Origin of the sequence: Streptomyces sp. NPDC056128 (genome assembly GCF_042263835.1) — a bacterium.
GTDB lineage: Bacteria > Actinomycetota > Actinomycetes > Streptomycetales > Streptomycetaceae > Streptomyces.
The window spans coordinates 293,998-320,326 of the sequence record NZ_JBHJVQ010000007.1 but is presented as its reverse complement, the minus strand read 5'-3'; the positions used below and the strand labels follow the sequence as shown (position 1 = coordinate 320,326).

Genomic DNA, 26,329 nt, shown 5'->3' with positions numbered 1-26,329 from the left:
ACGATGCCCGGCCTTTCAAGTGGACCAAGACCGCCGACCAGATCCTCGACCGCATCTGCCGCTACTGCTCACGCATCTCCGAACCAGATCACTAGGAACGGGTCAGCCGCCGGTCCAGCGCGGTGACCGCGCCCCGGAAGGACCGCCCCAGCCCCGGGCGCGCCCGGCCCAGCACGAGACGGAACAGGGCCGTACCGTCCGCCGCGAACGTCCACTGCACGCGCGTGCCCGTCCCGGCCGGCGTCAGCCGCCACTCCTCGGCCATCGCCCGGGCGCCGGGCGCGTTGGTGACGTCCACGCGATAGGCGTACACCTCGGGCCGCTCGGCCGTCAGGACCGTCTCGACGAAGCGCGTCCCGCCGCGGAGCCTGACCTCGCGCCCCGCGTCCTCACCGATGGGCCGGGCGAACGTCACCGCCGAGAACCACGTGGGCCAGCCCGCCACGTCCTCGGCGAGCGCGCGGAAGACCGCGTCGGGAGCGGCGGAGATCTCCCGCGCGAAGACCAGACGCACCGGCGCCGTCTCGACGAAGTCGAGACCCACCGGACGCAGACGGTGAGCCATGGACACAACCCCCTTGTACGCGGCGGCGCATGCGGACGATCGGCCGAGTGGCGCCACGATAGCCGGGGGCGCGGCCGGTGTCAGCGGGGCCTGACGGGACGGACGGCGCACGCGAGGCACGGGGCGACACGGACGCGGGGCGCCGGGAGCGCCGACGGCGTCCGCGTATCCCGGATCAGTCGGTCGTCGGCTCCGGCTCGCCCGCCACGACCAGCCCGAGGTGCTCGGCGACCTCCGCGCGGGCGTCCGCCGACAGGCCGCCGTCGGTCACCAGCGTGTCCACCTGCTCCAGCGTCGCGAAGGAACTCAGGCCCACGACACCCCACTTGGTGTGGTCCGCGACCACCACGACACGCCGAGCGGACTGCACCAGCCGCCGGTTGGTCTCGGCCTCCGCCAGGTTCGGCGTGGACAGGCCGGCCTCGGCCGATATCCCGTGCACGCCGAGGAAGAGCACGTCGAAGTGGAGCGTGGCGATCGCCTGGTCGGCCACCGGGCCCACCAGCGAGTCCGAGGGGGTGCGCACCCCGCCGGTGAGCACCACCGTGGCCGCACCCGGCCGGCTCCCCGACGTGCGCTGCGCCGCGTGGAACACGTCGGCCACCCGCACCGAGTTCGTGACCACCGTCAGGTCCGGCACGTCCACCAGCCGGTGCGCGAGCGCGTACGTCGTCGTACCGCCCGACAGGGCGATCGCGGCGCCCGGCGCGACCAGTTCCGCCGCGGCCCGCGCGATGTCCTCCTTGGCCGTCGGCTCCAGACCCGACTTGGCCTCGAAGCCCGGCTCGTGCGTGCTCGCCTCCGCCACCGGGACCGCGCCGCCGTGCACCTTCTCCAGCACACCCTGCCGGGCCAGCGCGTCCAGGTCACGGCGGACCGTCATGTCCGACACGCCGAGCTTGCGGGTCAGCTCGTTGACCCGGACCCCGCCCCGGCGGCGCACCTCGTCGAGGATCAGGGCGCGCCGCTGCTCCGCGAGGAGGTTCGGATTCTCACTCACGTACGCTTCGGTCCTTTCGCCGCAAACCGTCCGACCCGCCGCCGCACGCGCTCTGATGAGGACTTCTCCCCGCACCCGTGCGCGGACGTCCCATCCTCGCACGCCGCACCGCCGGCCGCGCCACCGCCCACCCGTCGCGCACATGTCACCCGCGTCCCGTCATGGCATCACTCGTCACACGGTTCGGGGAGATTCCGTGCCGAAGGGTGTGCGGAGCGCGCCGAACGGAGATCCTTGTGCCCGCACGGACAGAGCCGACGGCGCGTCACGGGGGAGTGCGGACAGTGGAACAGGCCGAGCAGCGGGACGGGAGATCCGGCACCGCCCTGGAACTCCTGGTGCACGGAGTGGGCGGCACCACGCCCGCCGAGATGCTGGACGACCCGCGGACCGTGCGGATCACCGGCGACCACGTCGCGGCCGTCTTCCGGCGCGCGGAGGACATCGACGCGGAGTCCCGGCCCAAGGACTACCGCGGCAGGCCGGTGCCCGAGGCCTACGTCTGGTGCAACCTCACCTCCGGCAACGGCACCCGCGCCCTATGGCTGCTGCTCCTGCCGTTCATGGTGGTCAACCTCGCCCACTGGATGCGGCCCGCCGCGAGCGGCCGGATCCGCACGGTACGGCTCTACGGGCTGCTGGTGCGGCTCGCGGGGCTCACCCTGACGGTGCTGCTGGTCGCCGCCGCCTGCGAGGTCGCGCTCGACCTCGTGGCCTGGCAGTGCGCGGGCACGCGCGTGTGCGCCGAGCGCCACTCCTGGGTGGGCTTCCTGTCGCCGGTGGTCTCCGACGGCGGCTGGTGGAGCGCGCCCGGCCGCAGGCTCGCCCTCGCGGCCGCGGTGCCCGCCGCCCTCACCGGCCTGCTGTGGTACCTGTCGCTGCGCACCTGGCGGGCGTACGAGTCGCAGCAGCCGATGGACCGCGAGTCCGACCCCGAGCAGGGCCCCGGCCACACGGCCCTCGGCCGGCCGGGCTTCTGGTACGGGCGCCGCCTGGTGGCCCGGCTGCGCGCCGCGCACACCGCCGCCGGGCTGCTGACCATCGCGGTGGCGGTCGGCGCGCCCGCGGCCCGCTTCGACCGCCGGCCGGGCGGACCCGCGGCGCTGGACGCGCTGGGATGGCTCCTCCAGGGGGCACTGGCCGCCGGTGCCGTCGCCGTGGTCGTGGTCGTCTGCCGCCGGGGCCGCAGCGAGAACCGCCTCGACCGGCGCCTCGACCGCCACCTCGTACGGCGTCTGCCGCTCGCCGCCCTCGTCCTGTTCGTCCTCGCCCTGCTGTACGGCGGCTGGGACCGCCCGGGGTGGGCGTCGGCCGGCCGGCTGCCCGGTGACATGGCCTTCGGCGGCATCGCCCTGACGCAGGGCCTGCTGGTCATCGCCCTCGCCGTGGTCGCGCACCTGCTCCACCGCAGCCTCCCCGACGCCCGCGCGGCGATCCGCGGCCTCGGCGGACCCGCCGTCGTCATGCTGGCCTGCGCCCTGGGGGGCTTCATGTCCGGCGGCGTCGCCCAGCGCGTCTCGGACTGGATGGACGGCACCGGCACCTTCCTGGACGGTCCGCCCGTCCTGCTGACCTGGCAGGCGTCCGTCATCCCGCCGCTCCTCGTCGTCGTGCTGCTGCTGTGCGCCGCGCTGGCCCGGCACACCTGGGGCCTCGCCCGCGCCGAACGGGACGCCGTGGAGGGCGACCACGCGGGGGAGGCCGGGGATCCCGGGCGCACCCGGCGCATCGCGCTGGCCCGCGCGACGGCCACCCTCACCGACCGGGCGCCGCTGCTCGTCGCCATCACCTCCGCCGCCACCCTGCTGCTGGGCGCCGGAGCCCTGGTGGGTGCCCTGACGACCGACCAGGTGCCCGGTGAGGCGGCGCGCGGCACGTACGCCGTCGTGCACGGTGCCGCGCAGACCGCGCAGGCGCTGGGCTCCTGGCTGATCGGCCTCGGCTTCATACTGTTCGTGACCTGGGGCAGGCGTGCCTACAAGGACACCTCCGCGCGGCGCACCATCGGCATCCTGTGGGACGTCGGCACCTTCTGGCCGCGCGCCGCCCACCCCTTCGCACCGCCCTGCTACGCCGAGCGCGCCGTGCCCGACCTGACCTGGCGGATGGCGACCTGGACCCGCGCCACCGGCGGACGGCTGGTCATCTCCGGGCACTCGCAGGGCAGCGTCCTCGCCGCCGCCGCGTCCTGGCAACTGGAGCCGGCCGCTCGCAGACGGGTCGCCCTGCTCACCTACGGTTCCCCGCTGGAGCGGCTGTACGGCCGCTGGTTCCCGGCCCACTTCGGACCGGAGGCGCTCGCCTCGCTGCACCGGGAGGTCGACTGCTGGCGCAACCTGTACCGCCGCACCGACCCCATCGGCGGACCGGTGCGGCTGCCCGGCGACTCGGGCCCGGCGGTGGACCGCGCGCCACTCAAGGACCCGCTGACGTACGGCCGCACCGAACTCCATCCGCTGCCCGCGCCGGTCCTCGGCCACTCCGACTACCAGGCCGACCCGGTCTTCGCCGAGGAGCGCGGGCGGCTGCTGGCCCGGCTCCGACCGGAAGTGCCGGCACCCCGCCACACCGGGGGCCCCGCGTCCGTTCCGGCGGCGGACGACGCCACTGGGGCCTGCTAGGACCTGTCTGACAATTCCCGTAGTCGCCCGGGCGTCGGGTCCGTCACGGCAGCTCGGGCAGGTCGTCGGCGTACAGCAGGGTCAGGTCGTCCGTGCTGGGATCGGCCAGCTGGGCCACCCGGCTCGCGTGCCGTTCCACCATGGCCTCGAAGGTCTGGCGGGCGGTGCGGCCGTTGCCGAAGGCGGGGCCCTTGGGGATCGCCGTGAAGTACTGCGTCAGCGCCTCGGCCGTGCCGGGGGCCAGCCGGTACTCGTGCTCGTCGGCCTGCTGCTCGACGATCCGCAGCAGCTCCTCGGGGGCGTAGTCGCCGAAGGTGATGGTCCGTGAGAAACGGGACGCCACACCCGGGTTGACCGAGAGGAAGCGCTCCATCTCGGCCGTGTAGCCCGCGACGATCACCACCACCGAGTCGCGCTGGTCCTCCATGAGCTTGACCAGCGTGTCGATGGCCTCCTTGCCGAAGTCCCGGCCCGCGTCCTCGGGGGAGAGCGCGTACGCCTCGTCGATGAACAGCACTCCGCCGTGCGCCCGCTGGAACGCCTCCTGGGTGCGGATCGCCGTGGAGCCGATGTGCTCGCCGACCAGGTCCACGCGGGAGACCTCGACGAGGTGCCCCTTGTCCAGCACGCCGAGGGAGGCGAGGATCTCGCCGTACAGCCGGGCGACCGTCGTCTTGCCGGTGCCCGGGGAGCCGGTGAAGACCAGGTGCCGCTTGACCGACGCGGCCTTCAGGCCGGCCTGCTGCCGACGCCGGCCCACCTCGATCATGTCGGTCAGGGCCCGTACCTCGCGCTTGACGCTGTCCAGGCCGACCAGGGCGTCCAGTTCGCCGAGCACCGCCTTCGAGGTCCGCGCGGGCTCCTGCGGGGCGACGGCCGCGATCAGGGGCTCCTGCTCGGTGGTGCGCTGTCCGGGGATCGAGCCCAGCAGCCCGGGGGACTGGCTCACCGTCTGCACGACTGGCTCCGCCGGGGCGGGCGCCGCCGCGCCGCCGCTCTCGTCGCTGGTGCAGTCCTCGACGAGCGGACCGGAGTCGTACGCGCTGTCCGGGCCGCCCTCCGCGAACTCGTACCCGCCGCGCGCGCACCGCTCCGTGCGGCACTTCTTGAGTGTCGTACGGCAGCCGTCGATCACATGGAAGCCGTAGCCCGCGCTGCCGGTCACCCGGCAGTTCAGGAAGCTGCCGCGGCCGCCGGCCGACACGTAGACACCGGCCTCCGAGGGGGAGTCGACCGTGCAGCGTTCGATCGTGGGGTCGGCGCCCTTGGTGACGATCACGCCGGTGCGGTTGCCGTCCAGCGTGCAGTTGTTGAGGGTGCCGCCGCTGCCGTGGTCGCGGAACCACGCGCCCGTGGCCGCGTCCCGGATGCGGCAGTCGTCGAGCTGCGCGGTGGCGCCGTCGCTCACCGAGACCGCCGTGTTGCGCACCTGGGACAGGTCGCTGTCGACGACGTCCGCGCGGGAGCCGCGGTCCAGGACGAACAGCGCGTCCGGTACGTCGTGCACCCGGCAGGAGTCGAGCACCGCGGTGGCGCCGTCGCTGACCCACACGGCCGGGTAGTCGCCCGTGCTGTCGAAGATCTCGCACTGGTTGGCGTCCACCCGCGTGCCCGGGTCCCACACCGACAGGCCGTTGCGGCCGAACTGCCGCACGGTGGTGCGGGTCAGGGTGAGGACGGAACGGGAGCGCAGGTCGACCGCGTTCTCAGGGATGTCGTGGATACGGCAGTCGGCGAGGGTGAGCACGGCGTCCGTGTCCAGGGTGACGCCGTCGCCGGTGGTGCGGTGCACGTCGCAGTCGGTCAGGTGCGCGGTGGCCCGGCCCGTGACCTGCACTCCGCTGCCCCGGACCTCGTACACCTCGCAGCCCACGGCCTCCAGCGCGGAGCCCTCGCCCGTCGCGGTCAGCCCGGAACCCGCGGCATGGTGCACACGGCAGCGCTCCAGCCGGGGGTGTGCGCCGGAGCGCACCGCGACGCCCGCCTGCCCGGCCGAGACGACCTCGCACTCCTCGAACACGCCGCCTCCGCCGTCCAGGACGGCGATGCCGACACCGGCCGGATTGTCGACGACGCAGCGCCGCACCGTGGGCCGCGCGCTGCCGCGCACCTCCATCCCGGAGGCGGAACGCGCGATCACTCTCAGGCCCAGCAGCTCCGGCGTACCGTCCTCGACGAGCACCGCGGGCGCCGCCGCGTCCTGGCCCTCCACGTGCAGGTCCTGGATCACCGCCGAGGCGCGCACGGTCAGCGGGACGCCGTCGACGGGCGCGATCCGCACCGAACCCTGGCCGCCCTCGGGACCCCGCAGGGTCACCGCCCGCTGGACGACGAGGTTCTCCCGGTAGGTCCCCGGGGCGACGGTGAGGACGTCACCCTCGGCCGCGGCCTCCAGGGCGGCGGCGAGCGATGCGTACTCACCTGTGCGGCGCCGCCACCGCGAGGTGCCGGTGTGCGTCACCTGGACCGTGCCCTGTGCCATGGCGTTGCTGTGCCCCCACCTCGTCGTACGCGGGTTGTCGCCGATTCGCTTCGGCCGGTCCACCGTAGCGTGCGCGCAGGTGGTGAGTTGACCGGAGCCGGAAGCCCGTCAGCTGCCCGTGCCGGTCCTGCCCCAGTCCGGGCCCGCCCGCTCCCACTCCCGCTCCCAACGCGCGTACCGGCCGCGGACCATGCGCCAGACGGCCATCCGCCGGCCGGCCTCGACCAGGGCCACCGCCGCCAACGCGGCGCCGATCCCGGCGAGCACGGCGTGCGTGGCCGCCGTCGCGCCGTCCAGCGGGCGGGCCACCGCGCGGCCCCGCTCGTCCGTCCACAGCCCGAACCGGTCGCCGGGGTCGGGGTCGTCGATGCCGACCGTGACGGAGCCTTCGTGCCGGGATCCGTCCGGCCCGGTCCAGTCGGCGAGGACGCGGCTGCGCAGGCTCTCACCGGCGCCCTCCGGGTCGACGGCCAGGGTGGAGCGCTCCTCGGGACGCACCACGGTGGCCGTCACCCGGTGCCGGGACTCGTGCTGTTCGCGCACCGACCGCTGGAGGGTGTCCTGGGCGGCGCCGCCCGCGAGTACCCCGAGCAACGGCGCCACGGACACGATCAGCAACAGCCCCGCCAGTGCCACCCATGCCTCGGCCAGGTCGGTCGCGCGGCACAGCGGATTGCGCCGCCAGCGCCACAGCCCCCGGATCGCCCGCACGTCCGCCCCCTTTCCCGCTCCCCGCCACCTCCCGGCCGGCCCGTCCCGGCCTGATTCTCATGAACGTCTCACACAGCCCAACGCCCGGATCGTGGAACGGGTTCCCGGCTCCGCGCCGGTGTCCGGATCCCGGCCGGTGTCCGGATCCCGCCCCCGGGCCGTGACACGTCAGTCGATGATCCGCACCGGGTCGCCGACCCGGACCGTGCCGCGGCCTACCGGGACCAGGTTCTGCCCGAAGACCAGCTTGCCGTCGACGCGGCGGTGCCGTCCGAGGGTGAGCAGGGGCTCCGCGCCGCGTCCGGCGGTCGCCTGGTCGGTGGTGGTCACGACACAGCGCCCGCAGGGCTTGGCGACCCGCAGGACGACCTCGCCGACGGCGACGCGGGACCAGCCGTCCTCCGCCCACGGTTCGGTGCCGGAGACGACCAGGTTCGGCCGGAAGCGGTTCATGGGCAGGGGGCCGTCGGCGGCGTGCGGGCCGCCCGCGATCAGGGAGTTGAGGGCGTCCAGGGACGCCGTCGTCGTGAGCAGCAGCGGGAAGCCGTCGGCGAAGGTGACGGTCTCGCCCGGCAGCGCGTACCGGGGATCCACGGGCCGGCGGGTCGCGGGATCGTCCAGGTGCACCAGCCGAACCTCCGCCCCGAGGAAGGCGCTGCACCAGTCGTGCGCGGCCGCGTCATCGGCGGGCAGGACCTCGACCTTGTCACGGAAGAGCTGAGCCGGGACGGTCACCGCCCCGCGCGGTGCCGGCACCGTGAGCGGCTCCATGCCGGGTGCGGACAGCCGGACGCCGCCGCCGGGCAGGAGCTCGGCGGCGGCCAGGGCGAGACGCGGCTGCTTGCGTTGCGTGACGACCTTTCCCCCGTCGTCGATCAGCATCCAGCGTCGGTCTCCGGCCGGCCCCCAGGGCTCCATGACGACCTCCCGGAGCGACAGGCTCCGGAACGCCTTGACCGGATGGACGTGGATCAACTGCAGTCGCGCGTTCCCCATGACGCCATCGTGCCAGGTGGCACCGACGATCCGGGGGACGGCTCAGTAGCCGCGGTACTGCTGCTGGTTGTACGGGTCCTGGTACGGCGCGGGGGCCGGCCGGGGAGTCGCGGGGCGCATCGCCTCGTAACCCGCGGGGCCGGGCGCCGCCGGACGGGGCTGCTGCTGGTACTGGGGACCGGGGTACCCGCGCGGCGCGGTCGCCTGGTGGGGGATGTACGCGGCGGGGGCCTGCTGCAGGGGCGCGGGCTGCGGCGCCTGCTGCGGGTAGCCGTAGGAGGACTGAGAGGGACCCGCGGGGAGGGCGGGCAGGGCGGACGGGAGCGCGGGCAGATGACTGCTCGGCACGTCGTACGCCGCGGGGACCCGGATCGGGGCGATCTGCGGTGTGCCCCGTTCGGCCACGAGCGAGTCGTAGATCGGGGTGTCCGGGAAGGAGGCGGAGTAGTAGCCGCCGCCATAAGTGGAGCGGGGGGAGGTCATGGCCATAAGTTAAGCCCACGATGTGCTGGTTGGGGAGACCGATAAGAGGGTTGTTTTCCGTGTCCGCACTGACCCGGTATCCCCAATGCGAGCGAACTTGGCAAAATGGGGCGTCATGCCGCGCGCTTTTGAGGTAAAGGCCGTGTTCCGAGCGGGTTACCGGCGGTTGGCCGAACATCTCGCCGAACCTCTCGTCGCACTCCGCGCGTGGGACGGACGGCCGGGAGAATAGGTTGGGCGCGGAGAACGCGACGAAGCGCCGGGACGCGGCCCGGCCCGGTGACACCTGATGGGGGCGGACATGTCCATGTCGAAAGGATCGAACACCCCGGTGCCGACGACGGCGCTGCGGGTCGAACTGGGCTGGCGATCCGGCCCCGGCGTCCCCGACGCGGACGCGTCCGCCCTGCTCCTGGTGGGCGGGAAGGTGCGTTCCGACGCGGACTTCGTCTTCTACAACCAGCCCGCGCACTCCTCCGGCGCGGTCCGGCACGAGGGCAAGCAAGACGCCGGCGGGCGAGTGACCGACAGCCTCCACGTCGACCTCGCGCGCGTGGAGCCCGCGATCGAGACCGTCATCCTCGCCGCCTCCTCGGACGGCGGCTCGTTCGGACGGGTACCGGACCTCTACGTCGAGGTCCGCGACGCGGCCCGGAACACCGTGGTGGCCCGCTTCGACAACCCGGGCGCGACCGTGGAGACGGCCTTCGTGCTGGGCGAGTTCTACCGCCGCCAGGGCGCCTGGAAGTTCCGCGCCGTCGGCCAGGGCTACGACAGCGGCCTCGAAGGTCTGGCCACGGACTACGGCATCTCGGTCGACGAGCCCCAGCAGGCACCCGCGCCCGTCCCGCCGGCCCCCGCGGTCACGCCGCCTCCGCCGCCCGCCGCGGCACCTCCCGCTCCTCCGGTCACGCCTCCCGCCGTCACCACCCCGCCGCCGACCGCGCCCCCGACCGCGCCGCCGTCCGCCGCGCCGGTCCGGCTGACCAAGGTCACGCTCACCAAGGCGGCGCCCTCCGTCTCGCTGACCAAGCAGGGCGGTACCTCGGGTGCGCTGCGCGTCAACCTCAACTGGCAGGTGCGCAAGCAGTTCTCCGGCTGGGCCCGCAAACTGGGCCGCCCGGTCGCCATGCACGACGACCTCGACCTCGACCTGTGCGCCCTGTACGAACTCAGCAACGGCAGCAAGGGCGTGGTCCAGGCGCTCGGCAACGCCTTCGGCGCCCTCGACCGGCCGCCGTTCGTCCACCTCGACGGCGACGACCGCACCGGCGCCGTCTCCACCGGCGAGAACCTCACGGTCAGCCTCGACCACCAGCAGTACTTCCGGCGCATCCTCGTCTTCGTGACCATCTACCAGGGGGCCCGCTCCTTCGCCGACCTGCACGCCACGGTCACCCTCCAGCCGCAGTACGGCGCCCCGGTCGACTTCTCGCTCGACGAGTGCACCGTGCCCTCCACGGTGTGCGCCCTCGCGCTGATCACCAACACCGGCAGCGACCTCGTCGTACAGCGCGAGGCCCGGTACCTGGTGCCGGAACGCGGGGTGAGCCCGCAGCGCACCGTCGACCACGCCTACGGATGGGGCATGAACTGGACCCCCGGCCGCAAGTGAACGGACCCCGTCCGACCCGTCCGGCCCGTCAGCCCTCGTCGGGCACGACGTCCGGACGGGCGTAGGTGCGGCCCTTCCACGCCGCACCCCGCCCCCGGTAGTGCTGCACCGCCGAGTCGACCGTCATCAGGAGATAGAGGAACGCGGTGAACGGCAGCAGGGGAGCGAGCCACAGCGGCTGCCGGTAGTGGCGCAGCATCGGCGTGTACGTCCCCGCCATCACCAGCCACGCGGCGCCCCCCAGGAGAGCCGCCCCCGTCTCGCCCCGCGCCGCGCCGACGACGACCGCGAGCGGCGGCACCAGGTACACGAGGGCCAGCCCGGCCACCGTTCCGGCGAGCACCAGCGGGTTGTGCCGCAGTTGGGCGTACGCGCTGCGCGCGACCATGCGCCACAGGTCACGCAGCCGCGGATAGGGACGCACGCTGTCGACCCGTTCGGCCAGGCCCAGCCAGACGCGCCCGCCGGAGCCCTTGACCGCGCGGGCGAGGGCCACGTCGTCGATGACCGCGTGCCGGATGGCGTCCGGAATCCGCGCCCGTTCGGCCGTCCCGGTCCGCAGCAGCACACAGCCGCCGGCCGCCGCCGCGGTCCTCCCCTCACGCCCGATCCAGCGGAACGGATAGAGCTGCGCGAAGAAGTAGACGAAGGCGGGCACCACGAGCCGCTCCCACCCGCTCGCCACCCGCAGCCGCGCCATCTGGGAGACGACGTCGAAACCGCCGGTGCCGCCCGCCGCCACCAACTCGCGCAGACTGTCCGGCGCGTGCGCGATGTCGGCGTCGGTCAGCAGCAGGTACTCGGGCTCACGCGCGCGTGCCAGGGCGATGCCGTGCCGCACCGCCCACAGCTTGCCCGTCCAGCCGGCGGGCGGCTCCCCGGGCGAGGCCACGGTCAGCGGCAGCCCCTCGTGCCGCCGGGCCAGCTCGCACGCCAGCTCACCCGTGCCGTCGGTGCTCCCGTCGTCGATCAGGAAGACCTCCGCCCGCCCCGGATAGTCCTGCGCGAGCAGCGACGGCAGGCTCGCGGGCAGCATCGCCGCCTCGTCCCGCGCCGGGACGACGACGCACACCGAGGGCCAGACAGCGGGTTCCTCCCGGGCCGGCAGCCCGACGTCCGTACGCCAGAAGAAGCCCCGGGCGAACAGCAGCCACAGCCAGGCCGCGAGGGACAGTGCGGATACGACGGTCACCGGGGTCATCCACGCGTCGGCGCTCACGTGCGCAGTCTGCCCCACGCCACCGGCCCTCGACGGCGCATCGTCTATGGTGGCCGGGTGAAGATCGCGCTCATGGACTCCGGAATCGGTCTGCTGGCGGCCACCGCCGCGGTACGGCGCCTGCGACCGGACGCCGATCTCATCCTCTCCCTGGACCCCGACGGCATGCCCTGGGGTCCGCGCACCCCCGAGGACCTGACCGGGCGGGCCCTCGCGGTGGCCGAGGCCGCCGCCGCGCACCGCCCCGACGCCCTGATCATCGGCTGCAACACCGCCACCGTGCACGCGCTGCCCACGCTGCGCGCCCGGCTGGAGCCCACGCTGCCCGTCGTCGGCACCGTACCGGCGATCAAGCCCGCCGCGGCCGGTGGCGGCCCCGTGGCGATCTGGGCGACCCCCGCCACCACCGGCAGCCCCTACCAGCGCGGCCTGATCGCGGACTTCGGCGGCGACGCGACCGTCACCGAGGTGCCGTGCCCGGGGCTCGCCGATGCCGTCGAGCACGCGGACGAGGCGGCGATCACCGCGACCGTCGCCGCCGCGGCGGCCCTCACCCCCGACGACGTAACGACCGTCGTCCTGGGCTGCACCCATTACGAACTGGTCGCCGAGCGCATTCGCGCCGCCGTGCAGCGCCCCGGCGCCCCGCGGCTCGTGCTGCACGGCTCGGCGGGCGCGGTCGCCGCCCAGGCGCTGCGCCGGATCGGCGCCTTCCCCGACCCGGGCGCCCCGGCCGAGGGCACCCTCACCGTGCTGCTCAGCGGACGCGAGGGCACGCTGCCCGCACCCGCGCTGGCCTACGCCGAGGGCAGGCTCCTGCGCGCGGTCACACCGGCCCGCTGACCGGCCCGCCCGCCCGGACGGCCCAGTCACCCAGCGCGACGAGGTACCCGCGCAGCGAAACATGAGTAACCTCATATCCATGAGGCATCGCCACGGCGAGACCACCCCGCAGCCGGACATCTGGACCGGACGTGCCACCAACCGGGTCCAGTGGTTCCTGGCGCTCATCGGCGCCGCCTGCATGGCGCTCGGCATCGCCCTGGCCGTCGACTCCGCCTGGGAGTCCGGCGTCGTCCCGCTCACCATGGCGGTCGTCGGCTGCATCGCGGCGGGACTGCTGGTGCTGTTCGGCACGCTCGCGTTCGTGCACGTCGCGCTGCGGGTCGACGAGGACTGCCTCGAGGTGCGCTGCGGCCACATCGGCCTGCCCCGCCGTCGCATCCCCCTGTCCCACGTCGTCGGGGCCGAGTTCGCCCCGCACGTCACCCCGCGCCACTGGGGCGGCTGGGGCTACCGCTGGCGGCCCGAGAAGGGCACCGCCGTGGTCGTGCGGCGCGGCGAGGGCCTGATCCTCAAGCTGGGCGACGGGCACACCTTCACGGTCACCGTGGACGACGCGGAGGCGGCCGTCCAGGTCATCACGGACCGGCTGCGCCCGAAGGCACCCGGGCAGCCCGCGCACTGAGCGCACCGTCATCGGCGAGCGGGCGGGACGTGGCCAGCCCCGCGAGGAGCCCCGCGCCCACCGACACAGCCGTGAAGCTCAGCGCGTTGCCGACGGCGGCGATCGCCGCCAGCGCGGTGAGCGCCACAGCGCGTACAGCACCCAGCCGAAGGCCGCGCCCAGTAGCACCACGCCCACGACGCCCTGTTCGGCGGCCTGCTGCCACAGCGCCGAGTGCGGCCTGCCGTCCGGCACCGGCGCCCCGGCGGCCGTCGGACTCAGCGCACCGAAGCGCCCCGGGCCCGCGCCGAACGCCACGTCCGCGCGCAGCAGCTCCAGCGCGTCGCGCCACAGCTGCACGCGATGGGCGGTCAGCTGCCCCTCCAGGGAGGCGGCGAGACCGTTCGGTACGAGTTCGCTCAGGACCATCCACCCCAGGCCGGCCACCACGCCCGTGGCAACACCCAGCCCGGCGATCCCCGCGCCGCGGGCCATCCGGCCGGCGGCGAGCGAACACACCAGCACCACGGCACACGCGACACAGCCCACGGCCGAACCCATCGCCGCCGCGGTCACGGCGATCCCGACGGCCAGCAGCCGCAGCGCCACCCGCACGACGGCCGCCCGGGCGGCCCACGCCCCGCAGCACGCGGCGCCCGCCGACAGCGCGAGCAACGCGGCGGTCGCACCCGCGTGCCCGAGCGGTGCGGTGATCCGCGGTCCCGGCGCGAGATGCGGAACCGCCACCGTGAGCGCCACCCCGGCCAGCGCCGCGGCCGAGGGGGCGGCGACCGGGAGCAGCGCCCCGCAGATCCGGCCCGCGGCGTAACCGGCGGCCACGGCCAGCACGGCGAGCAGCACGCCCTCCGGGCGCCCGTCGCGCGCCGCCGCCGTGATCAGCGACCAGGAGGCGCACGCCCCGAGGATCACCATCCCCGCGGTGTCGGCCCCGCCGCGTCTGCCGCCGTCGGCGTCAGCCGTCCTCGCGGCGCCCGCGGACGCCGTCCCCCTCGAACCCACCGTGCCCCCCCGCCCCCGTCGCCCCCGGCCTGACGGGCCCCGCCGCCCGCCCGGCGACCGAGGCTCGGGCACACCGTAACGGCTGGTCGGCGGATTGTGGACGGCTCGGCGCCCGGTTGTGCCGAAACGACACGGCATCGGTCGCCGGCCACCCGTCGGCCATGTGCGGGCCATCCGCCGGCCGCCCCGGACCGTGCTGTCCGGGGTTCGGTCACCCGCCGTACACTCCGGGGGGTGACAGCCACCGCAACCTCCGTCGGCGAGCCGGACCGGACACAGCCGCAGCCCACGCCCGCCTCCCGGCTCACCGCACGGCTCCTGCGCCTCCTCCCGGCCGCCGCAGCCGCGCTCTCCGGAGTACTGCTCTACGTCAGCTTCCCGCCGCGCACCCTGTGGTGGCTGGCCCTGCCCGCCTTCGCCGTCCTCGGGTGGGTGCTGCGCGGCCGGGGCTGGAAGGCGGGCCTCGGCCTCGGCTACCTCTTCGGCCTCGGCTTCCTGCTGCCGCTGCTGGTGTGGACCGGTGTGGAGGTCGGCCCCGGCCCCTGGCTCGCCCTGGTGGCGATCGAGGCGCTCTTCGTCGCGCTGGTCGGCGCGGGCGTCGCCGCGGTGTCGAGGCTGCCGGGATGGCCCGTGTGGGCGGCGGCGCTGTGGATCGCGGGGGAGGCCGCACGCGCGCGTGTGCCCTTCGAGGGGTTCCCCTGGGGCAAGATCGCCTTCGGCCAGGCGGACGGCGTCTTCCTGCCGCTCGCCGCGCTCGGCGGTACGCCGGTGCTCGGCTTCGCGGTCGTCCTGTGCGGCTTCGGCCTCTGCGAGGCGGCGCGTCTCGCCGTTCGGGCGCGCCGGGGCGGCGAGGTACAGCGTGGCGCGGCGGCGGTGGCCCTCGTCGCCGTGGCCGTCCCCGTCGTGGCCGCCGTCGCCGCCCGCCCGCTGGTCAGCGACGAGGCGGAGGACGGCACCGCGACCGTGGCGGTGATCCAGGGCAACGTGCCGCGCGCGGGCCTCGACTTCAACTCCCAGCGGCGGGCCGTACTCGACTATCACGCGCGGGAAACGGAACGCCTCGCCGCCGAGGTGAAGGCGGGCAAGGTGGACCGCCCCGACTTCGTGCTCTGGCCGGAGAACTCCTCGGACATCGACCCGTTCGCCAACGCCGACGCGCGCATGGTCATCGACCGGGCCGTCAAGGCGATCGGCGCGCCCGTCTCGGTCGGCGGCGTCGTCGAACGGGACGGCAAGCTCCTCAACGAGCAGATCCTCTGGGACCCGGACAAGGGCCCCGTCGACACCTACGACAAGCGGCAGATCCAGCCCTTCGGCGAGTACCTGCCGCTGCGCTCGCTCATCGGGGCGATCAACGACAACTGGACCTCCATGGTCAGCCGGGACTTCAGCAGGGGCACCGAGCCCGGCGTGTTCACCATGGCGGGCACCGAGGTCGGCCTGGTCACCTGCTACGAGGCCGCCTTCGACTGGGCCGTGCGCTCCGAGGTCACCGACGGCGCCCAGATGATCTCCGTACCCAGCAACAACGCGACCTTCGACCGCAGCGAGATGACCTACCAGCAGCTCGCCATGTCCCGCGTCCGCGCGGTCGAGCACAGCCGGACCGTCACGGTCCCGGTGACCAGCGGCGTCAGCGCGATCATCATGCCGGACGGCCGGATCACCCAGAAGACCGGCATGTTCGTCGCGGACTCCCTGGTCCAGGAGGTGCCCCTGCGCTCCTCCGAGACGCCGGCCACCCGGCTGGGCGTACTGCCCGAGATCGCCCTCGTGCTGGTCGCGGCCGGCGCGCTGGGCTGGGCCGTCGGCGCCGGTGTGCGCGGGCGACGCGCCCGTGACGTGTAGCCGTACGCCCGTCGCACGCCCCGTGACACCGCCGGGAGTGGCCGGCGTGGCCCGTTAGGGTCGTCCGCATGGCTACTCCCGACTTCATCCGCGACCTGCGCACCACCGCCGGACAGCAACTGCTCTGGCTCCCCGGAGTCACCGCCGTCGTCTTCGACGACGAGGGCCGGGTGCTCCTGGGCCGACGGTCCGACAACGGGCGATGGTCACTGATCGGAGGCATCCCCGAGCCCGGCGAGCAGCCCGCCGCCTGCGCGATGCGCGAGGTGGAGGAGGAGACCGCCGTCCGGTGCGTCGTCGAGCGGCTGGTCCTCGTCCAGGCGCTGAACCCGGTGACGTACGACAACGGGGACGTCTGCCAGTTCATGGACGTCACCTTCCGCTGCCGGGCCGTGGGCGGTGAGGCCCGGGTCAACGACGACGAGTCGCTGGAGGTGGGCTGGTTCGCCGTGGACGCGCTGCCGGACCTGGGGGAGTTCGGGCAGGCCAGGATCAAGCAGGCGCTGTCCGACGCACCCACATGGTTCGACCCCACTGCCCCCTACTGAAGTATGGGGCGTGCCCACATGGGGAGCGGGGCGGGCGCTGCCTAGGGTCGGGGACATGACCTCGCCCAGCGTCCTCCCGGCCCCCCACGCCTCCTCGCTCGACCTCGACGGCCGCACCGCCCTCGTCACCGGCGCCGCCGGGGGTATCGGCCGTGCCTGCGCCCTGCGCCTGGCCGCCGCCGGGGCCCAGGTCAGAGCGGTCGACCGGGACGCGGCCGGACTGGACGCGCTCGCCGAGAGCAGCACCGACCTCGCGGGCAGCGTCCTGCCCCAGGTCCTGGACCTGACCGACCTGGACGCCGCCGAACGCGCCGCCGACGGCACCGACCTCCTCGTCAACAACGCCGGGATCCAGCTGGTGCGGCCCATCGAGGAGTTCCCCCCGGACGTCTTCCACACGGTGCTCACCGTGATGCTGGAGGCGCCCTTCCGCCTGATCCGCGGCGCCCTGCCCCACATGTACGGGCAGGGCTGGGGCCGCATCGTCAACATCTCCTCCGTGCACGGCCTGCGCGCCTCCGCCTACAAGTCGGCCTACGTCGCCGCCAAGCACGGCCTGGAGGGCCTGTCCAAGACCGCGGCCCTCGAAGGCGCAGCCCACGGCGTCACCTCGAACTGCGTGAACCCCTCCTACGTGCGCACCCCGCTCGTCGAGCGGCAGATCGCCGACCAGGCCCGGGCCCACGGCATCCCCGAGGAGCAGGTGCTCACCGACGTGCTGCTCCAGGACAGCGCCGTGCGGCGGCTGATCGAACCGGACGAGGTCGCCGAGGCGGTCGCGTACCTGTGCGGGCCGCAGGCGTCCTTCGTCACCGGCACCTCACTCGTGCTGGACGGCGGCTGGACGGCGCACTGAGCCCGGTCCCCGCCCGCGCACCGGCCGGCCCGGCGGCGGCCCCTGTGGACGCGGTTGTCCACAGGGCTGCCGGGACGACCGGGCGATGGGGAATCCTGTGAGCATGTCCCGCGATCACCTGCAGTCCACCGAGCGCCCGGCCGACGACGCCGGAGCGCCGGCCGGCGACGGCGACGCCCCGGCGTCCGCCGCCGTCGAGACGCCGTTCCTGGAGCTGCTGGCCCGGGGCGCGTCCGCCGACGCCTACGAGCAGCCGGTACTGCTCGCCCGCGCCGAGGGAGGACCGGCCGCCCGGATCGACGCGCTCGACCGGGCCAAGCGCCTCGCGCTGCGCGTGCGCTCCGAGCTGGAGGGCCGGCGCAGGCGGGAGGCGGAGCTGTCCGCCCTGTTCGAGACGGCCCACGACCTCGCCGGGCTGCGCGACCTGGACGCGGTGCTGCGGGCGATCGTGCAGCGGGCCCGTTCCCTGCTCGGCACCGACGTGACCTACCTCAGCCTCCATGACGCGGCCCGCGGCGACACCTACATGCGGGTCACCGAGGGCTCGGTCGCCGCCCGCTTCCAGCAGTTGCGGCTCGGCATGGGGGAAGGACTCGGCGGCCTCGTCGCCCAGACCGCCCGGCCCTACGTCACCGACGACTACTTCAAGGACGCCCGCTTCCAGCACACCCGCACCATCGACGCGGGCGTGAGCGACGAGGGCCTGGTCGCCATCCTCGGCGTCCCCCTCATGCTCGGCCACCACGTCATCGGCGTGCTCTTCGCCGCGGACCGGCGGGCCCGGGTCTTCGAACGTGAGCAGATCGCCCTGCTCGGCTCCTTCGCCGCCCTCGCGGCAGCCGCCATCGACACCGCCAACCTGCTAGCCGAGACCCGCTCGGCCCTGGCCGGCCTGGAGCGGGCCAACGAGATCATCCGGGACCGCAGCGCCGTCATCGAGCGCGCCTCCGACGTCCACGACCGGCTCACCGAGCTGGTCCTGCGCGGCGGCGGGGTGCACGACGTGGCCGCCGCCGTCTCCCAGGTCCTCGACGGCACCGTCGAGTTCACGGAGTCCGTCTCGGCACCGCCGCGAGCCCTGGAGGTGTCCCGCGCCGAGGGGCACGCGGTGCGGCACGAGGACGACTGGATCGCCGCCGTCGCCGCCGGTGACGAACTGCTCGGCGCCCTCGTCCTGCGCGGCCACCCCGGACTCGACCCCGTCGACCAGCTCACCCTCGAGCGTGCCGCGATGGTCACCTCGCTGCTGCTGCTCGCCCGGCGCTCCGCCGCCGAGGCCGAGCAGCGCGTCCGGGGCGAGCTGCTCGACGACCTGCTCGACGCCCGCGACCGCGACCCGCGCCTGCTGGGCGACCGCGCCCGGCGGCTCCGTGCCGACCTGGCCGCCACACACGTCGTGCTCGCCGCCCGGCTCGACACCGCGGCGTCCGACGCCGACCAGGAGGCGGACGCGCGCAGACGCCTGTGGGCCGCCGCCTCCCACCTCGCCGCGACCCGGCACGGCCTGGCCGCCGCCCGGGACGGCGGCACGGTGCTCCTGCTGCCGCTCGACGCCGGTGACGGGGCCACGGACCTGGCCCGCCGCACCGCCCGGCACCTCGGCCGGGCCGTCCACGAGAGCGTGACCGTCGGCGCCTCCGCACCCGTGGAGGACCTCGCCGCCCGCCCCGACGCCGTCGCCGCCGCCTACACCGAGGCCCGGCGCTGCCTCGACGCCCTGGGCCTGCTGGGCCGCTCCGGGGACGGCGCCGCCGCCGAGGACTTCGGCTTCCTGGGCCTCCTGCTGGCCGGCGAGCAGAACGTCTCGGGTTTCGTCGAGCGCACCATCGGCCAGGTCGTCGCCTACGACGAGCGGCGCGGCACCGAGCTGCTGCACACCCTCGACGCCTACTTCGCCTGCGGCATGAGCCCGGCCCGCACCAAGGACGAACTGCACGTCCACGTGAACACGGTCGCCCAGCGCCTGGAGCGCGTGGGCCGCCTCCTGGGCGACGACTGGCAGAGCCCCGACCGCGCACTGGAGATACAACTGGCCCTCAGACTCCACCGGCTGTCGCTCCCGGCACAGCACTGACCCCGCACGCACGCGCGTACGGGGTCGGTGTCGGACGGCGGGACGGGCTCAGACGGAGCGCGCCCCCTGCGCACGGGATGCCTTGACCGACTCGTCCCCGTCCTCGGGGGGCGACATGGGCTCCGCGAGGTCCCGGTGGCGCGTCTCCTTGGCCACGCCCACCGCGACCAGGGTCAGCAGGACGGAGGCGATCACGTAGAGGGAGATCGGGGTGGAGCTGTCGTACTCGGAGAGCAGCGCGGTGGCGATCAGCGGCGCCGGCGCACCGGCCGCGACGGAGGCGAACTGGGCGCCGATCGACGCCCCGGAGTACCGCATCCGGGTCGCGAACATCTCGGAGAAGAACGCGGCCTGGGGCGCGTACATGGCGCCGTGCAGCACCAGCCCCACGGTCACCGCGAGCAGCAGACTGCCGAAGTCGCCGTGGTCGATCAGCATGAAGAACGGGAACATCCACAACCCCACGCCGGCCGCGCCCAGCAGATACACGGGCCGTCGGCCGATGCGGTCCGACAGCGCGCCCCAGGCCGGGATGACCGCGAAGTGCACCGCCGAGGCGATCAGTACCGCGTTGAGCGCGGTCTGCTTGGAGAGGTCGGCCGCGGTGGTGGCGTAGACGAGGATGAAGGCGGTGATGACGTAGTAGCTGATGTTCTCCGCCATGCGCGCGCCCATCGCGATCAGCACGTCGCGCCAGTGGTGCCGCAGCACGGCGACGATCGGCATCGGCTCGGCCTCCGCCTTGCGCGACTCGGCCTGGGCCAACGCCTGCTTGAAGACCGGCGATTCGTCGACGGACAGCCGGATCCACAGACCGACCATGACCAGTACGCCGGAGAGCAGGAACGGTATCCGCCAGCCCCAGCTGTTGAACGCGGAGTCCGACAGCACGGCGGTCAGCAGCGACAGCACACCCGTGGCCAGCAGCTGCCCCGCCGGCGCCCCGGTCTGCGGCCAGGACGCCCAGAATCCGCGCCGTCGCGCGTCCCCGTGCTCGGACACCAGCAGCACGGCGCCGCCCCACTCACCACCGAGGGCGAACCCCTGGACGAGCCGCAACACGGTCAGCAGCACGGGAGCGGCCGTGCCGATCGTCGCGTGGGTGGGGAGCAGCCCGATCGCGAAGGTCGCACCGCCCATCATCAACAGGCTCAGGACCAGCAGCTTCTTGCGCCCGAGCCGGTCACCGTAGTGTCCGAACACCAGGGCACCCAGCGGCCGCGCGGCGAAGCCGACGGCGTACGTCAGGAACGAGAGCAGCGTGCCGACCAGCGGGTCGGAGTCCGGGAAGAACAGCTTGTTGAAGACGAGGGCGGCAGCGGAGCCGTAGAGGAAGAAGTCGTACCACTCGATGGTCGTGCCGATGAGGGACGCGGCGACGATGCGCTTGAGGTTGCCGGGTGTCGGGGGAGCGGATGCTGCTGAGGCCATGTGCGCCACTTCCTCGTGTGCGGTGGGGACGGGTACGTGCTGGCACACCGTAGAAACACGCAGGTCAGGCGCACATGTGGTGGGACACCATAGTTCAAGGGCTGGGCATGCGCGCGGCCACCATGCTGGACCAGGGAACGGTAGTTCACCGGGCCAGGGAGGACCGAAACCAGCACTGTCCAGGAAGTGTGGTTCGAGGTGAATTGGAGGCGCGGTGCTGACTCCAGAGCTGGATTGGTGCTGACTACGCTGCGTCGAACTCGGGCATCTAGCGGCCGCTCGGACGAGGGGAGGGTGGTCTGTCCGTCATTCTGGCGGGAGGCGCGGTCAGTCAGGGCGCGGATTGGCGATCCGGAACACCCTGATCGCGCCGCGCGATCAGCGCCGCCACCCCGTCGAGCACGACCCCGAGTCCGAACTCGAAGTCCGCGTCCGGCTCGTCCGCCTGGTCCAGGGCATCGGATTCGAGGACGCGCGTGACGGCCGGGTGGCGTTCGGGGTCGGTGAGGGTGGCGAGGGTGCGCTGGTAGTGGCGCAGGACCTCCTCGGGGGCGTGGCCGCTCGCCGTGTACGCGGCATCCAGATCGGACATCAGCGTCGCCTCGTTGCGCACATAGCCGCTGACCAGCATGATCACGCCGAGTTTCGTTCCCTCGTCGAGTCCGGTGCCGTCGAGAGCCGCGAGGCCGTACTCCATCCACGCCACCGACTTCGGACTCGCGGGCGGCCCGGAGATCGGGATCCGCAGGAGCCACAGGTTCTCGTGGAAGAACGCCCGCTGCGCCCGCGCCCACCGGGTCAGTCCCGCCCGCCACCCGGCCCCGTCGGGCAGCGGTCCGGGGGGTGCGGGCGTGACTGCCTCCTGCATCAGGATGTAGAGCTCGTTCTTGGCGCCGACGTACCGGTAGAGCGACATCGGCGAGACGCCGAGCTCCTTGGCGACGCGCCCCATCGACACCGCACCGATGCCCTCGGCGGCCGCCACTCCCACCGCCGCGGCCACGATGCGGTCCAGGCTGAGCCCCGGCTTCGGCCCCTTCGAGGGGCGGGCCTTGAAACCCCAGGCCGTCGCGAGGCTCGCGGGCAGGCCGGTGTCCTCGTCCGCCGCCGCCATCCGCGTCGCCTCCTCTGCGCACCCGGGACCGCTCCTCGGGTCTCCGCCTTGACGCACATCCTAGTTCTGCGTAACCCTTACACGGTAATGCGTAAGGCTTACGCAGTGAGTGTCATGGAGAGGCGAGGCCATGCCCGACGCACCCGCCATCGAGGCCAACGGCCTCCGCAAGACCTACGGAAAGGTCGAGGTCCTGCGCGGTCTGGACCTGACGGTGCCGCGCGGCACCGTGCACGCCCTGCTCGGCCCGAACGGTGCGGGCAAGACCACCACCGTGCGCATCCTGGCCACGCTCACGGAGGCCGACGCGGGCACCGCCAGGGTCGCCGGGTGCGACCTGCGCACCGAGCGGGCCCGGGCCCGACGCGCGATCAGCCTCACCGGCCAGTTCGCGGCGGTCGACGAGATGCAGACCGGTGCGGAGAACCTGCGGATGATGGCCCGGCTCGCCCGCAGCCAGGGTGGTACCCGCACCTCCCGCGCCGCCGCGCGCACGCGGGCCGCCGAACTCCTCGAGCGCTTCGACCTCGCCGACGCCGCCGACCGCCTGGTCAAGACGTACTCGGGAGGCATGCGGCGGCGCCTCGACCTGGCCGCGTCCCTGGTGGGCCAACCCGAAGTGATCTTCCTGGACGAGCCGACCACGGGCCTCGACCCGCGCAGCCGCCAGGAGCTGTGGAGCGTGGTGCGCGAACTGTCGGCGCGGGGCGCGACGGTCTTCCTGACCACCCAGTACCTGGAAGAGGCCGACCGATTGGCAGACCGTATCGCCGTGCTCCATGGCGGCGAGCTGGTCGCCGAGGGTACCTCCGAGGAATTGAAGCGGCGCGTCGCGGGCCAGCGCCTCGACGTCGTCCTGACCGACCCGGCCACCTATCTGCGCCTGGCGTCACAGGCGGTGTACGGCGACCCCAAGACCCGCACCCTGGGCTTCTTCACCGACGGCGGTGCGCCCCAGGTGCGGGCGCTGCTCGACGCGTTGGACCCCGAGGGCACGGTCATCGAACGGTTCTCGCTGCACACGGCCACCCTCGACGACGTCTTCCTGACCCTCACGAAGCCCGCACAGCAGGAGCCCAGTCATGTCTGACGCACTCATCATGACCGGCCGCTCCGTCCGGCTCAGCCGCCGCAACATCGACGCCCTGATGATGGCCATGGCGCTCCCGGTGATGCTGCTCCTGATCTTCGTGTACTTCTTCGGCGGAGCCATCAACACCGGTACGGATTACGTCACTTACGTCGTTCCCGGCGTCCTGCTGCTGTGCGCCGGCTTCGGCTCGGCCAGCACGGCCGTGGCCGTCACCGAGGACCTCAAAGGCGGCATCATCGACCGCTTCCGCTCCCTCGACATCGGCGGCACCGCCATCCTGGCGGGCCACGTCCTCGCCTCCACGGCCCGGAACCTGATCGCCACCGCCCTTGTCTTCGCGCTCGCCTTCGCGATCGGCTTCCGCCCCTCGGCCGGCCCAGGGGGCTGGCTCGCCGCGATCGGCCTCCTGGTCGCCTACATCGCGGCGCTTTCCTGGCTGTCCGCCGCAGTGGGCCTGCTCGTCAAGTCCCCCGAGGCAGCCGGTGGTTTCACGTTCTTCGTGAGCTTCCTGCCCTACCCGAGCAGCGCCTTCGTGCCGACCGACACCATGCCGTCGTGGCTGCAGGGCTTCGCCGCCCACCAGCCCGTCACCCATGTCATCGAGGCGGTACGCGGACTGCTGCTCGGGCAGCCGGTGGGCTCGACGGGGTGGGTGGCGCTCGCCTGGTGCACGGGCATCCTCGCCGTCTCGGCGGCTGCTTCGGGAGCACTGTTCAAGCGGCGTACGGCTTAGGTGCGTTGTGGGAATCGCCGACCCGGGGCGCCCTCGACCGGCGCACCGCACGTCATACTTGGTGGCCGTAGCGGGTGGCACGAGGAAGGGCCGCATGTCAGTGGTGTCGCCTGAGATCACGCGTGATCTCATCCTGGGTGTATGGGCCCGCAGGGTGCCTTCTAGGTGCCCGTCTTGCGGGCATCGCCGTCCCGACCGGCACCTCGCAAGTCCACGTTGGTCCGTTCGGGCCGGCCGCGGGCCGTTGTCGTGCGCGGTCCCCGGCCGGGGCTCACACGGTGAGGTGCTGCTTGGTGCCGGAGCCGTCGGCAGTCGCCTCGGGGGTGATGCCGTGCTGCTCTTCCTCGGGGCGGCCCTTCTTGGGCAGCAGGAAGGTGATCGCGAGGAAGGCCACCAGCAGGCACGCCTGGACGAACAGCGCACGGTGGAAGCCGCCGGTGAAGTCACCGGTCTCGGCCTGAGCGAAGAACACCGAGCCGAAGACCGCGACGCCGATGGAACCGCCGACCGCCTGGACCGCCGACAGGACACCGGAAGCGGATCCGATCTCGTCGTCGTCGACTGCGGCCAGGATGAAGCTGAACAGGGCGGCGATCACCATGCCGGCGCCGATGCCCGCCACCCCCGCGCCGGGAACGATGTCCCAGATCGCGAACGAGGCGGCATCGAGACCGTCGAGCTCGAACCACAGCACGGCAACGCCGGCCAGCTGGACCAGCGGTCCGATCTGCAGCACCTTGCGGCCGATCTTGTCCGCGAGGAACGCGCCGCTGATGGCGCCGCCGAGCGCGGTTCCCACCGCGAGGGGCAGGTTGCCCAGTCCCGCGTCACCGGCGGTGAAGTGCTGGCCGATCTGGAGGAACAGGGTCAGTACGAGCTGGGTGCCGATGAGCCCGCCGAAGAACAGGGCGATACCGCCGAGGCCGACAGTGAAGGCCGGCTTGCGCAGCAACCCCGGGGTCACCAGCGGCTCGCGACCTGCGGCGGCTGTACGGCGCTGCTGGAGGGCGAAGAGGGCGAACCCGATCGCCGCGGCGGCCATGGACAGCCACGTCCACAGCGGCCAGCCGTCCTCCTGCCCCTGGTTGAGCGGCAGCACCAGCAGGGCGCAGGAAGCCACGACCAGGGTGGCGCCAGTCACGTCGACACGTACCGTGCGGTCGCCCGCCTTCCTGGGCACGATCTTCCCGGCGACGACCAGTGCCGCGACCCCGATGGGCAGGTTGATCAGGAACACCGACCGCCAACCCAGGCCGAAGAAGTCGCCCTCGATGAGGAAACCGCCCAGGACGGGGCCGATGATGCCGCCCAGGCCGAGGACGGGTCCGAAGATCGCGAAGACCTTGGTGAGTTCGGGGCCGGAGAAGTTCTCCCGCAGCAGGCCCAGGCCCTGGGGCAGCAGCATCGCTCCGGCGGTGCCTTGCAGCAGGCGGAAGGCGATCAGCGACTCGATGTTCGGCGCGACCGCGCACAGCAGCGAGCTAGCGGTGAAGGCCGCGAGACCGATCATGAACATCCGGCGCCGGCCGTAGCGGTCGCCCAGCCGGCCTCCGAGCACGAGCCCGGCGCCCAGGGTGAGGGCGTAGCCGCCGATCACCCACTGCAGTCCGACGGAACCGGCACCGAGGGACTTCTCCAGGTCCGGTCCGGCGACGTTGACGATCGAGGCGTCCAGGAGATCCATGAACTCCGCGACGATCATCACCGCCAGGATCAGCCATCGCCATCGGTAGGGCTCGGTCGTCTCGTCAGGGGTGGGGGACGGGTCGCGCACGTCAGATACCTCCATGGTGAAGTAATTCCATCATGAAGGTAAAGTGGTGACGGTAGGTTGTCAAAGCGGGATGCCCTGCGGACCGCGTGACAGGAGAGAAGGGCGAAGGCATGGAAGAAGCCGTGCGCGACGGTGTCGCGGAGCAGCGTGAGCGGCTGATGGAGTCGCTGAGGATCTACGGCGGCCACTACGCCGAGCTCAGTCGCCGCTTCGCCGCCTGGCTGGGCCTGCACTCCACGGATGCGACCGCGGTCCTGGAGATCGCCGCTGCCGAGGAGCGCGGCACTCCTCTGTCACCGGCGCGGCTGAGCGAGCGGATCTCCCTGTCCACGGGCGCTACCACCGCGCTGCTGAACCGTCTCGAAGCAGCGGGGCACATCACGCGGGCCCGCGAACACTCCGACCGGCGCATCGTCACGCTGCGCAGCGGCGGGCACATCCAGGAACGGGCGGACGAGTTCTTCGGCCCGCTCGCCCACCGCCTCGACGCCGTGATGTCTCACTACCCGCCCCAGTTCCTGAACCAGGTCGAAGCGTTCATGGCCGACCTGAACACCACCATGGACAGCCACCTGATGACACAGGACGCGGTGACACCGCGTTCCCTTCGTGCCCCTGATGGACGAACTCCCTGACCGGCTTGCTCTGCGCCGCCCAGTTACCTCCTCCTACCCGCTCATCCTCGTCGCCCACGCCCCG

General features: G+C 73.3%; 21 protein-coding genes and 1 pseudogene. 11 read left to right on the top strand and 11 right to left on the bottom strand.

All coding sequences use genetic code 11. From position 1 onward, the window contains the following. Positions 1-91 precede the first annotated feature (91 nt). Together ACFC1X_RS17740 and ACFC1X_RS17735 are read right to left on the bottom strand one after the other, a co-directional pair. Positions 92-565, bottom strand: coding sequence for an SRPBCC family protein (locus tag ACFC1X_RS17740; RefSeq protein ID WP_376354518.1), 474 nt, complete (start codon positions 563-565; stop codon positions 92-94). A gap of 175 nt (positions 566-740) precedes the next feature. Then, positions 741-1,565 (bottom strand): DeoR/GlpR family DNA-binding transcription regulator, encoded by an 825-nt coding sequence (locus ACFC1X_RS17735; protein WP_376354516.1) that lies wholly within the window; start codon positions 1,563-1,565, stop codon positions 741-743. Positions 1,566-1,936: 371 nt separating this feature from the next. Between ACFC1X_RS17735 and ACFC1X_RS17730 the strand changes: the two genes are divergently transcribed. Then, entirely contained in the window at positions 1,937-4,186 is a 2,250-nt protein-coding gene (locus ACFC1X_RS17730) for a hypothetical protein (RefSeq protein ID WP_376354550.1), read from the top strand. 43 nt (positions 4,187-4,229) lie between these two features. Here ACFC1X_RS17730 and ACFC1X_RS17725 read toward each other — a convergent pair whose 3' ends face one another. The 4 genes from ACFC1X_RS17725 to ACFC1X_RS17710 form a co-directional block, all read right to left on the bottom strand. Next, positions 4,230-6,668 carry a right-handed parallel beta-helix repeat-containing protein gene (locus tag ACFC1X_RS17725; protein ID WP_376354513.1) on the bottom strand — a complete coding sequence of 813 codons (2,439 nt, stop codon included), beginning with the start codon at positions 6,666-6,668 and terminating at the stop codon, positions 4,230-4,232. A gap of 108 nt (positions 6,669-6,776) precedes the next feature. Beyond that, entirely contained in the window at positions 6,777-7,379 is a 603-nt protein-coding gene (locus ACFC1X_RS17720) for a hypothetical protein (protein WP_376354510.1), read from the bottom strand. A gap of 168 nt (positions 7,380-7,547) precedes the next feature. Further along, complete coding sequence (locus ACFC1X_RS17715; RefSeq protein ID WP_376354507.1) at positions 7,548-8,375, bottom strand: MOSC domain-containing protein; 828 nt, start codon at positions 8,373-8,375, stop codon at positions 7,548-7,550. Between the two features lie 42 nt (positions 8,376-8,417). Further along, the gene (locus ACFC1X_RS17710) at positions 8,418-8,858 is read right to left on the bottom strand and encodes a DUF6643 family protein (RefSeq protein ID WP_376354504.1); all 441 of its coding nucleotides are present in this window, start codon (positions 8,856-8,858) and stop codon (positions 8,418-8,420) included. 307 nt (positions 8,859-9,165) lie between these two features. On the opposite strand from ACFC1X_RS17710, the gene ACFC1X_RS17705 reads away from it, so the two are divergent. Continuing rightward, positions 9,166-10,473, top strand: coding sequence for a TerD family protein (locus ACFC1X_RS17705; protein WP_376354501.1), 1,308 nt, complete (start codon positions 9,166-9,168; stop codon positions 10,471-10,473). A 28-nt stretch (positions 10,474-10,501) separates the two neighbouring features. Here ACFC1X_RS17705 and ACFC1X_RS17700 read toward each other — a convergent pair whose 3' ends face one another. After that, positions 10,502-11,674, bottom strand: coding sequence for a glycosyltransferase (locus ACFC1X_RS17700; protein WP_376354547.1), 1,173 nt, complete (start codon positions 11,672-11,674; stop codon positions 10,502-10,504). Between the two features lie 75 nt (positions 11,675-11,749). Here ACFC1X_RS17700 and ACFC1X_RS17695 point away from each other — a divergent pair, with 75 nt between their 5' ends. After that, positions 11,750-12,535 carry a glutamate racemase gene (locus ACFC1X_RS17695; protein WP_376354498.1) on the top strand — a complete coding sequence of 262 codons (786 nt, stop codon included), beginning with the start codon at positions 11,750-11,752 and terminating at the stop codon, positions 12,533-12,535. A gap of 79 nt (positions 12,536-12,614) precedes the next feature. Further along, the gene (locus ACFC1X_RS17690) at positions 12,615-13,160 is read left to right on the top strand and encodes a hypothetical protein (protein ID WP_376354496.1); all 546 of its coding nucleotides are present in this window, start codon (positions 12,615-12,617) and stop codon (positions 13,158-13,160) included. On the opposite strand, the pseudogene ACFC1X_RS17685 reads toward ACFC1X_RS17690, so the two are convergent. Beyond that, a pseudogene (locus tag ACFC1X_RS17685) lies at positions 13,114-14,072 on the bottom strand (O-antigen ligase family protein). The gene ACFC1X_RS17690 and the pseudogene ACFC1X_RS17685 overlap by 47 nt on opposite strands. 321 nt (positions 14,073-14,393) lie before the next feature. Here ACFC1X_RS17685 and lnt point away from each other — a divergent pair. The 4 genes from lnt (at position 14,394) to ACFC1X_RS17665 (ending at position 19,485) form a co-directional block, all read left to right on the top strand. Beyond that, positions 14,394-16,007, top strand: coding sequence for an apolipoprotein N-acyltransferase (lnt, locus tag ACFC1X_RS17680; RefSeq protein WP_376354493.1), 1,614 nt, complete (start codon positions 14,394-14,396; stop codon positions 16,005-16,007). 68 nt (positions 16,008-16,075) lie between these two features. Then, the gene (locus ACFC1X_RS17675; RefSeq protein WP_376354490.1) at positions 16,076-16,555 is read left to right on the top strand and encodes an NUDIX domain-containing protein; all 480 of its coding nucleotides are present in this window, start codon (positions 16,076-16,078) and stop codon (positions 16,553-16,555) included. Between the two features lie 55 nt (positions 16,556-16,610). After that, positions 16,611-17,411 carry a 3-hydroxybutyrate dehydrogenase gene (locus ACFC1X_RS17670; RefSeq protein WP_376354487.1) on the top strand — a complete coding sequence of 267 codons (801 nt, stop codon included), beginning with the start codon at positions 16,611-16,613 and terminating at the stop codon, positions 17,409-17,411. A gap of 103 nt (positions 17,412-17,514) precedes the next feature. Continuing rightward, positions 17,515-19,485: a helix-turn-helix domain-containing protein gene (locus tag ACFC1X_RS17665; RefSeq protein ID WP_376354484.1), complete on the top strand. Its 1,971-nt coding sequence runs from the start codon at positions 17,515-17,517 to the stop codon at positions 19,483-19,485. Between the two features lie 48 nt (positions 19,486-19,533). Here ACFC1X_RS17665 and ACFC1X_RS17660 read toward each other — a convergent pair whose 3' ends face one another. Together ACFC1X_RS17660 and ACFC1X_RS17655 are read right to left on the bottom strand one after the other, a co-directional pair. Next, positions 19,534-20,916, bottom strand: coding sequence for an MFS transporter (locus tag ACFC1X_RS17660; protein WP_376354481.1), 1,383 nt, complete (start codon positions 20,914-20,916; stop codon positions 19,534-19,536). Between the two features lie 331 nt (positions 20,917-21,247). Beyond that, entirely contained in the window at positions 21,248-22,030 is a 783-nt protein-coding gene (locus ACFC1X_RS17655) for a TetR/AcrR family transcriptional regulator (RefSeq protein WP_376354479.1), read from the bottom strand. A 130-nt stretch (positions 22,031-22,160) separates the two neighbouring features. Here ACFC1X_RS17655 and ACFC1X_RS17650 point away from each other — a divergent pair, with 130 nt between their 5' ends. Beyond that, entirely contained in the window at positions 22,161-23,120 is a 960-nt protein-coding gene (locus tag ACFC1X_RS17650; protein ID WP_376354476.1) for an ATP-binding cassette domain-containing protein, read from the top strand. After that, a complete protein-coding gene (locus ACFC1X_RS17645; RefSeq protein ID WP_376354473.1) occupies positions 23,113-23,856 on the top strand; it encodes an ABC transporter permease in 744 nt (247 codons plus the stop codon). Before ACFC1X_RS17650 ends, ACFC1X_RS17645 begins: the two co-directional genes overlap by 8 nt. Before the next feature lie 271 nt (positions 23,857-24,127). Here ACFC1X_RS17645 and ACFC1X_RS17640 read toward each other — a convergent pair whose 3' ends face one another. Continuing rightward, positions 24,128-25,645 (bottom strand): MFS transporter, encoded by a 1,518-nt coding sequence (locus ACFC1X_RS17640; protein WP_376354471.1) that lies wholly within the window; start codon positions 25,643-25,645, stop codon positions 24,128-24,130. 95 nt (positions 25,646-25,740) lie between these two features. On the opposite strand from ACFC1X_RS17640, the gene ACFC1X_RS17635 reads away from it, so the two are divergent. Continuing rightward, positions 25,741-26,265 (top strand): MarR family winged helix-turn-helix transcriptional regulator, encoded by a 525-nt coding sequence (locus ACFC1X_RS17635; protein ID WP_376354469.1) that lies wholly within the window; start codon positions 25,741-25,743, stop codon positions 26,263-26,265. Positions 26,266-26,329: the final 64 nt, after the last annotated feature.

Bases quoted from the DNA above. Each gene is read 5' to 3' on its own strand.
- ACFC1X_RS17740 (WP_376354518.1), bottom strand. From the start codon at position 565: ATGGCTCACCGTCTGCGTCCGGTGGGTCTCGACTTCGTCGAGACGGCG.
- ACFC1X_RS17730 (WP_376354550.1), top strand. From the start codon at position 1,937: ATGCTGGACGACCCGCGGACCGTGCGGATCACCGGCGACCACGTCGCG.
- ACFC1X_RS17725 (WP_376354513.1), bottom strand. From the start codon at position 6,668: ATGGCACAGGGCACGGTCCAGGTGACGCACACCGGCACCTCGCGGTGG.
- ACFC1X_RS17715 (WP_376354507.1), bottom strand. From the start codon at position 8,375: ATGGGGAACGCGCGACTGCAGTTGATCCACGTCCATCCGGTCAAGGCG.
- ACFC1X_RS17710 (WP_376354504.1), bottom strand. From the start codon at position 8,858: ATGACCTCCCCCCGCTCCACTTATGGCGGCGGCTACTACTCCGCCTCC.
- ACFC1X_RS17705 (WP_376354501.1), top strand. From the start codon at position 9,166: ATGTCGAAAGGATCGAACACCCCGGTGCCGACGACGGCGCTGCGGGTC.
- ACFC1X_RS17700 (WP_376354547.1), bottom strand. From the start codon at position 11,674: ATGACCCCGGTGACCGTCGTATCCGCACTGTCCCTCGCGGCCTGGCTG.
- ACFC1X_RS17690 (WP_376354496.1), top strand. From the start codon at position 12,615: ATGAGGCATCGCCACGGCGAGACCACCCCGCAGCCGGACATCTGGACC.
- ACFC1X_RS17675 (WP_376354490.1), top strand. From the start codon at position 16,076: ATGGCTACTCCCGACTTCATCCGCGACCTGCGCACCACCGCCGGACAG.
- ACFC1X_RS17670 (WP_376354487.1), top strand. From the start codon at position 16,611: ATGACCTCGCCCAGCGTCCTCCCGGCCCCCCACGCCTCCTCGCTCGAC.
- ACFC1X_RS17665 (WP_376354484.1), top strand. From the start codon at position 17,515: ATGTCCCGCGATCACCTGCAGTCCACCGAGCGCCCGGCCGACGACGCC.
- ACFC1X_RS17660 (WP_376354481.1), bottom strand. From the start codon at position 20,916: ATGGCCTCAGCAGCATCCGCTCCCCCGACACCCGGCAACCTCAAGCGC.
- ACFC1X_RS17655 (WP_376354479.1), bottom strand. From the start codon at position 22,030: ATGGCGGCGGCGGACGAGGACACCGGCCTGCCCGCGAGCCTCGCGACG.
- ACFC1X_RS17650 (WP_376354476.1), top strand. From the start codon at position 22,161: ATGCCCGACGCACCCGCCATCGAGGCCAACGGCCTCCGCAAGACCTAC.
- ACFC1X_RS17645 (WP_376354473.1), top strand. From the start codon at position 23,113: ATGTCTGACGCACTCATCATGACCGGCCGCTCCGTCCGGCTCAGCCGC.
- ACFC1X_RS17640 (WP_376354471.1), bottom strand. From the start codon at position 25,645: ATGGAGGTATCTGACGTGCGCGACCCGTCCCCCACCCCTGACGAGACG.
- ACFC1X_RS17635 (WP_376354469.1), top strand. From the start codon at position 25,741: ATGGAAGAAGCCGTGCGCGACGGTGTCGCGGAGCAGCGTGAGCGGCTG.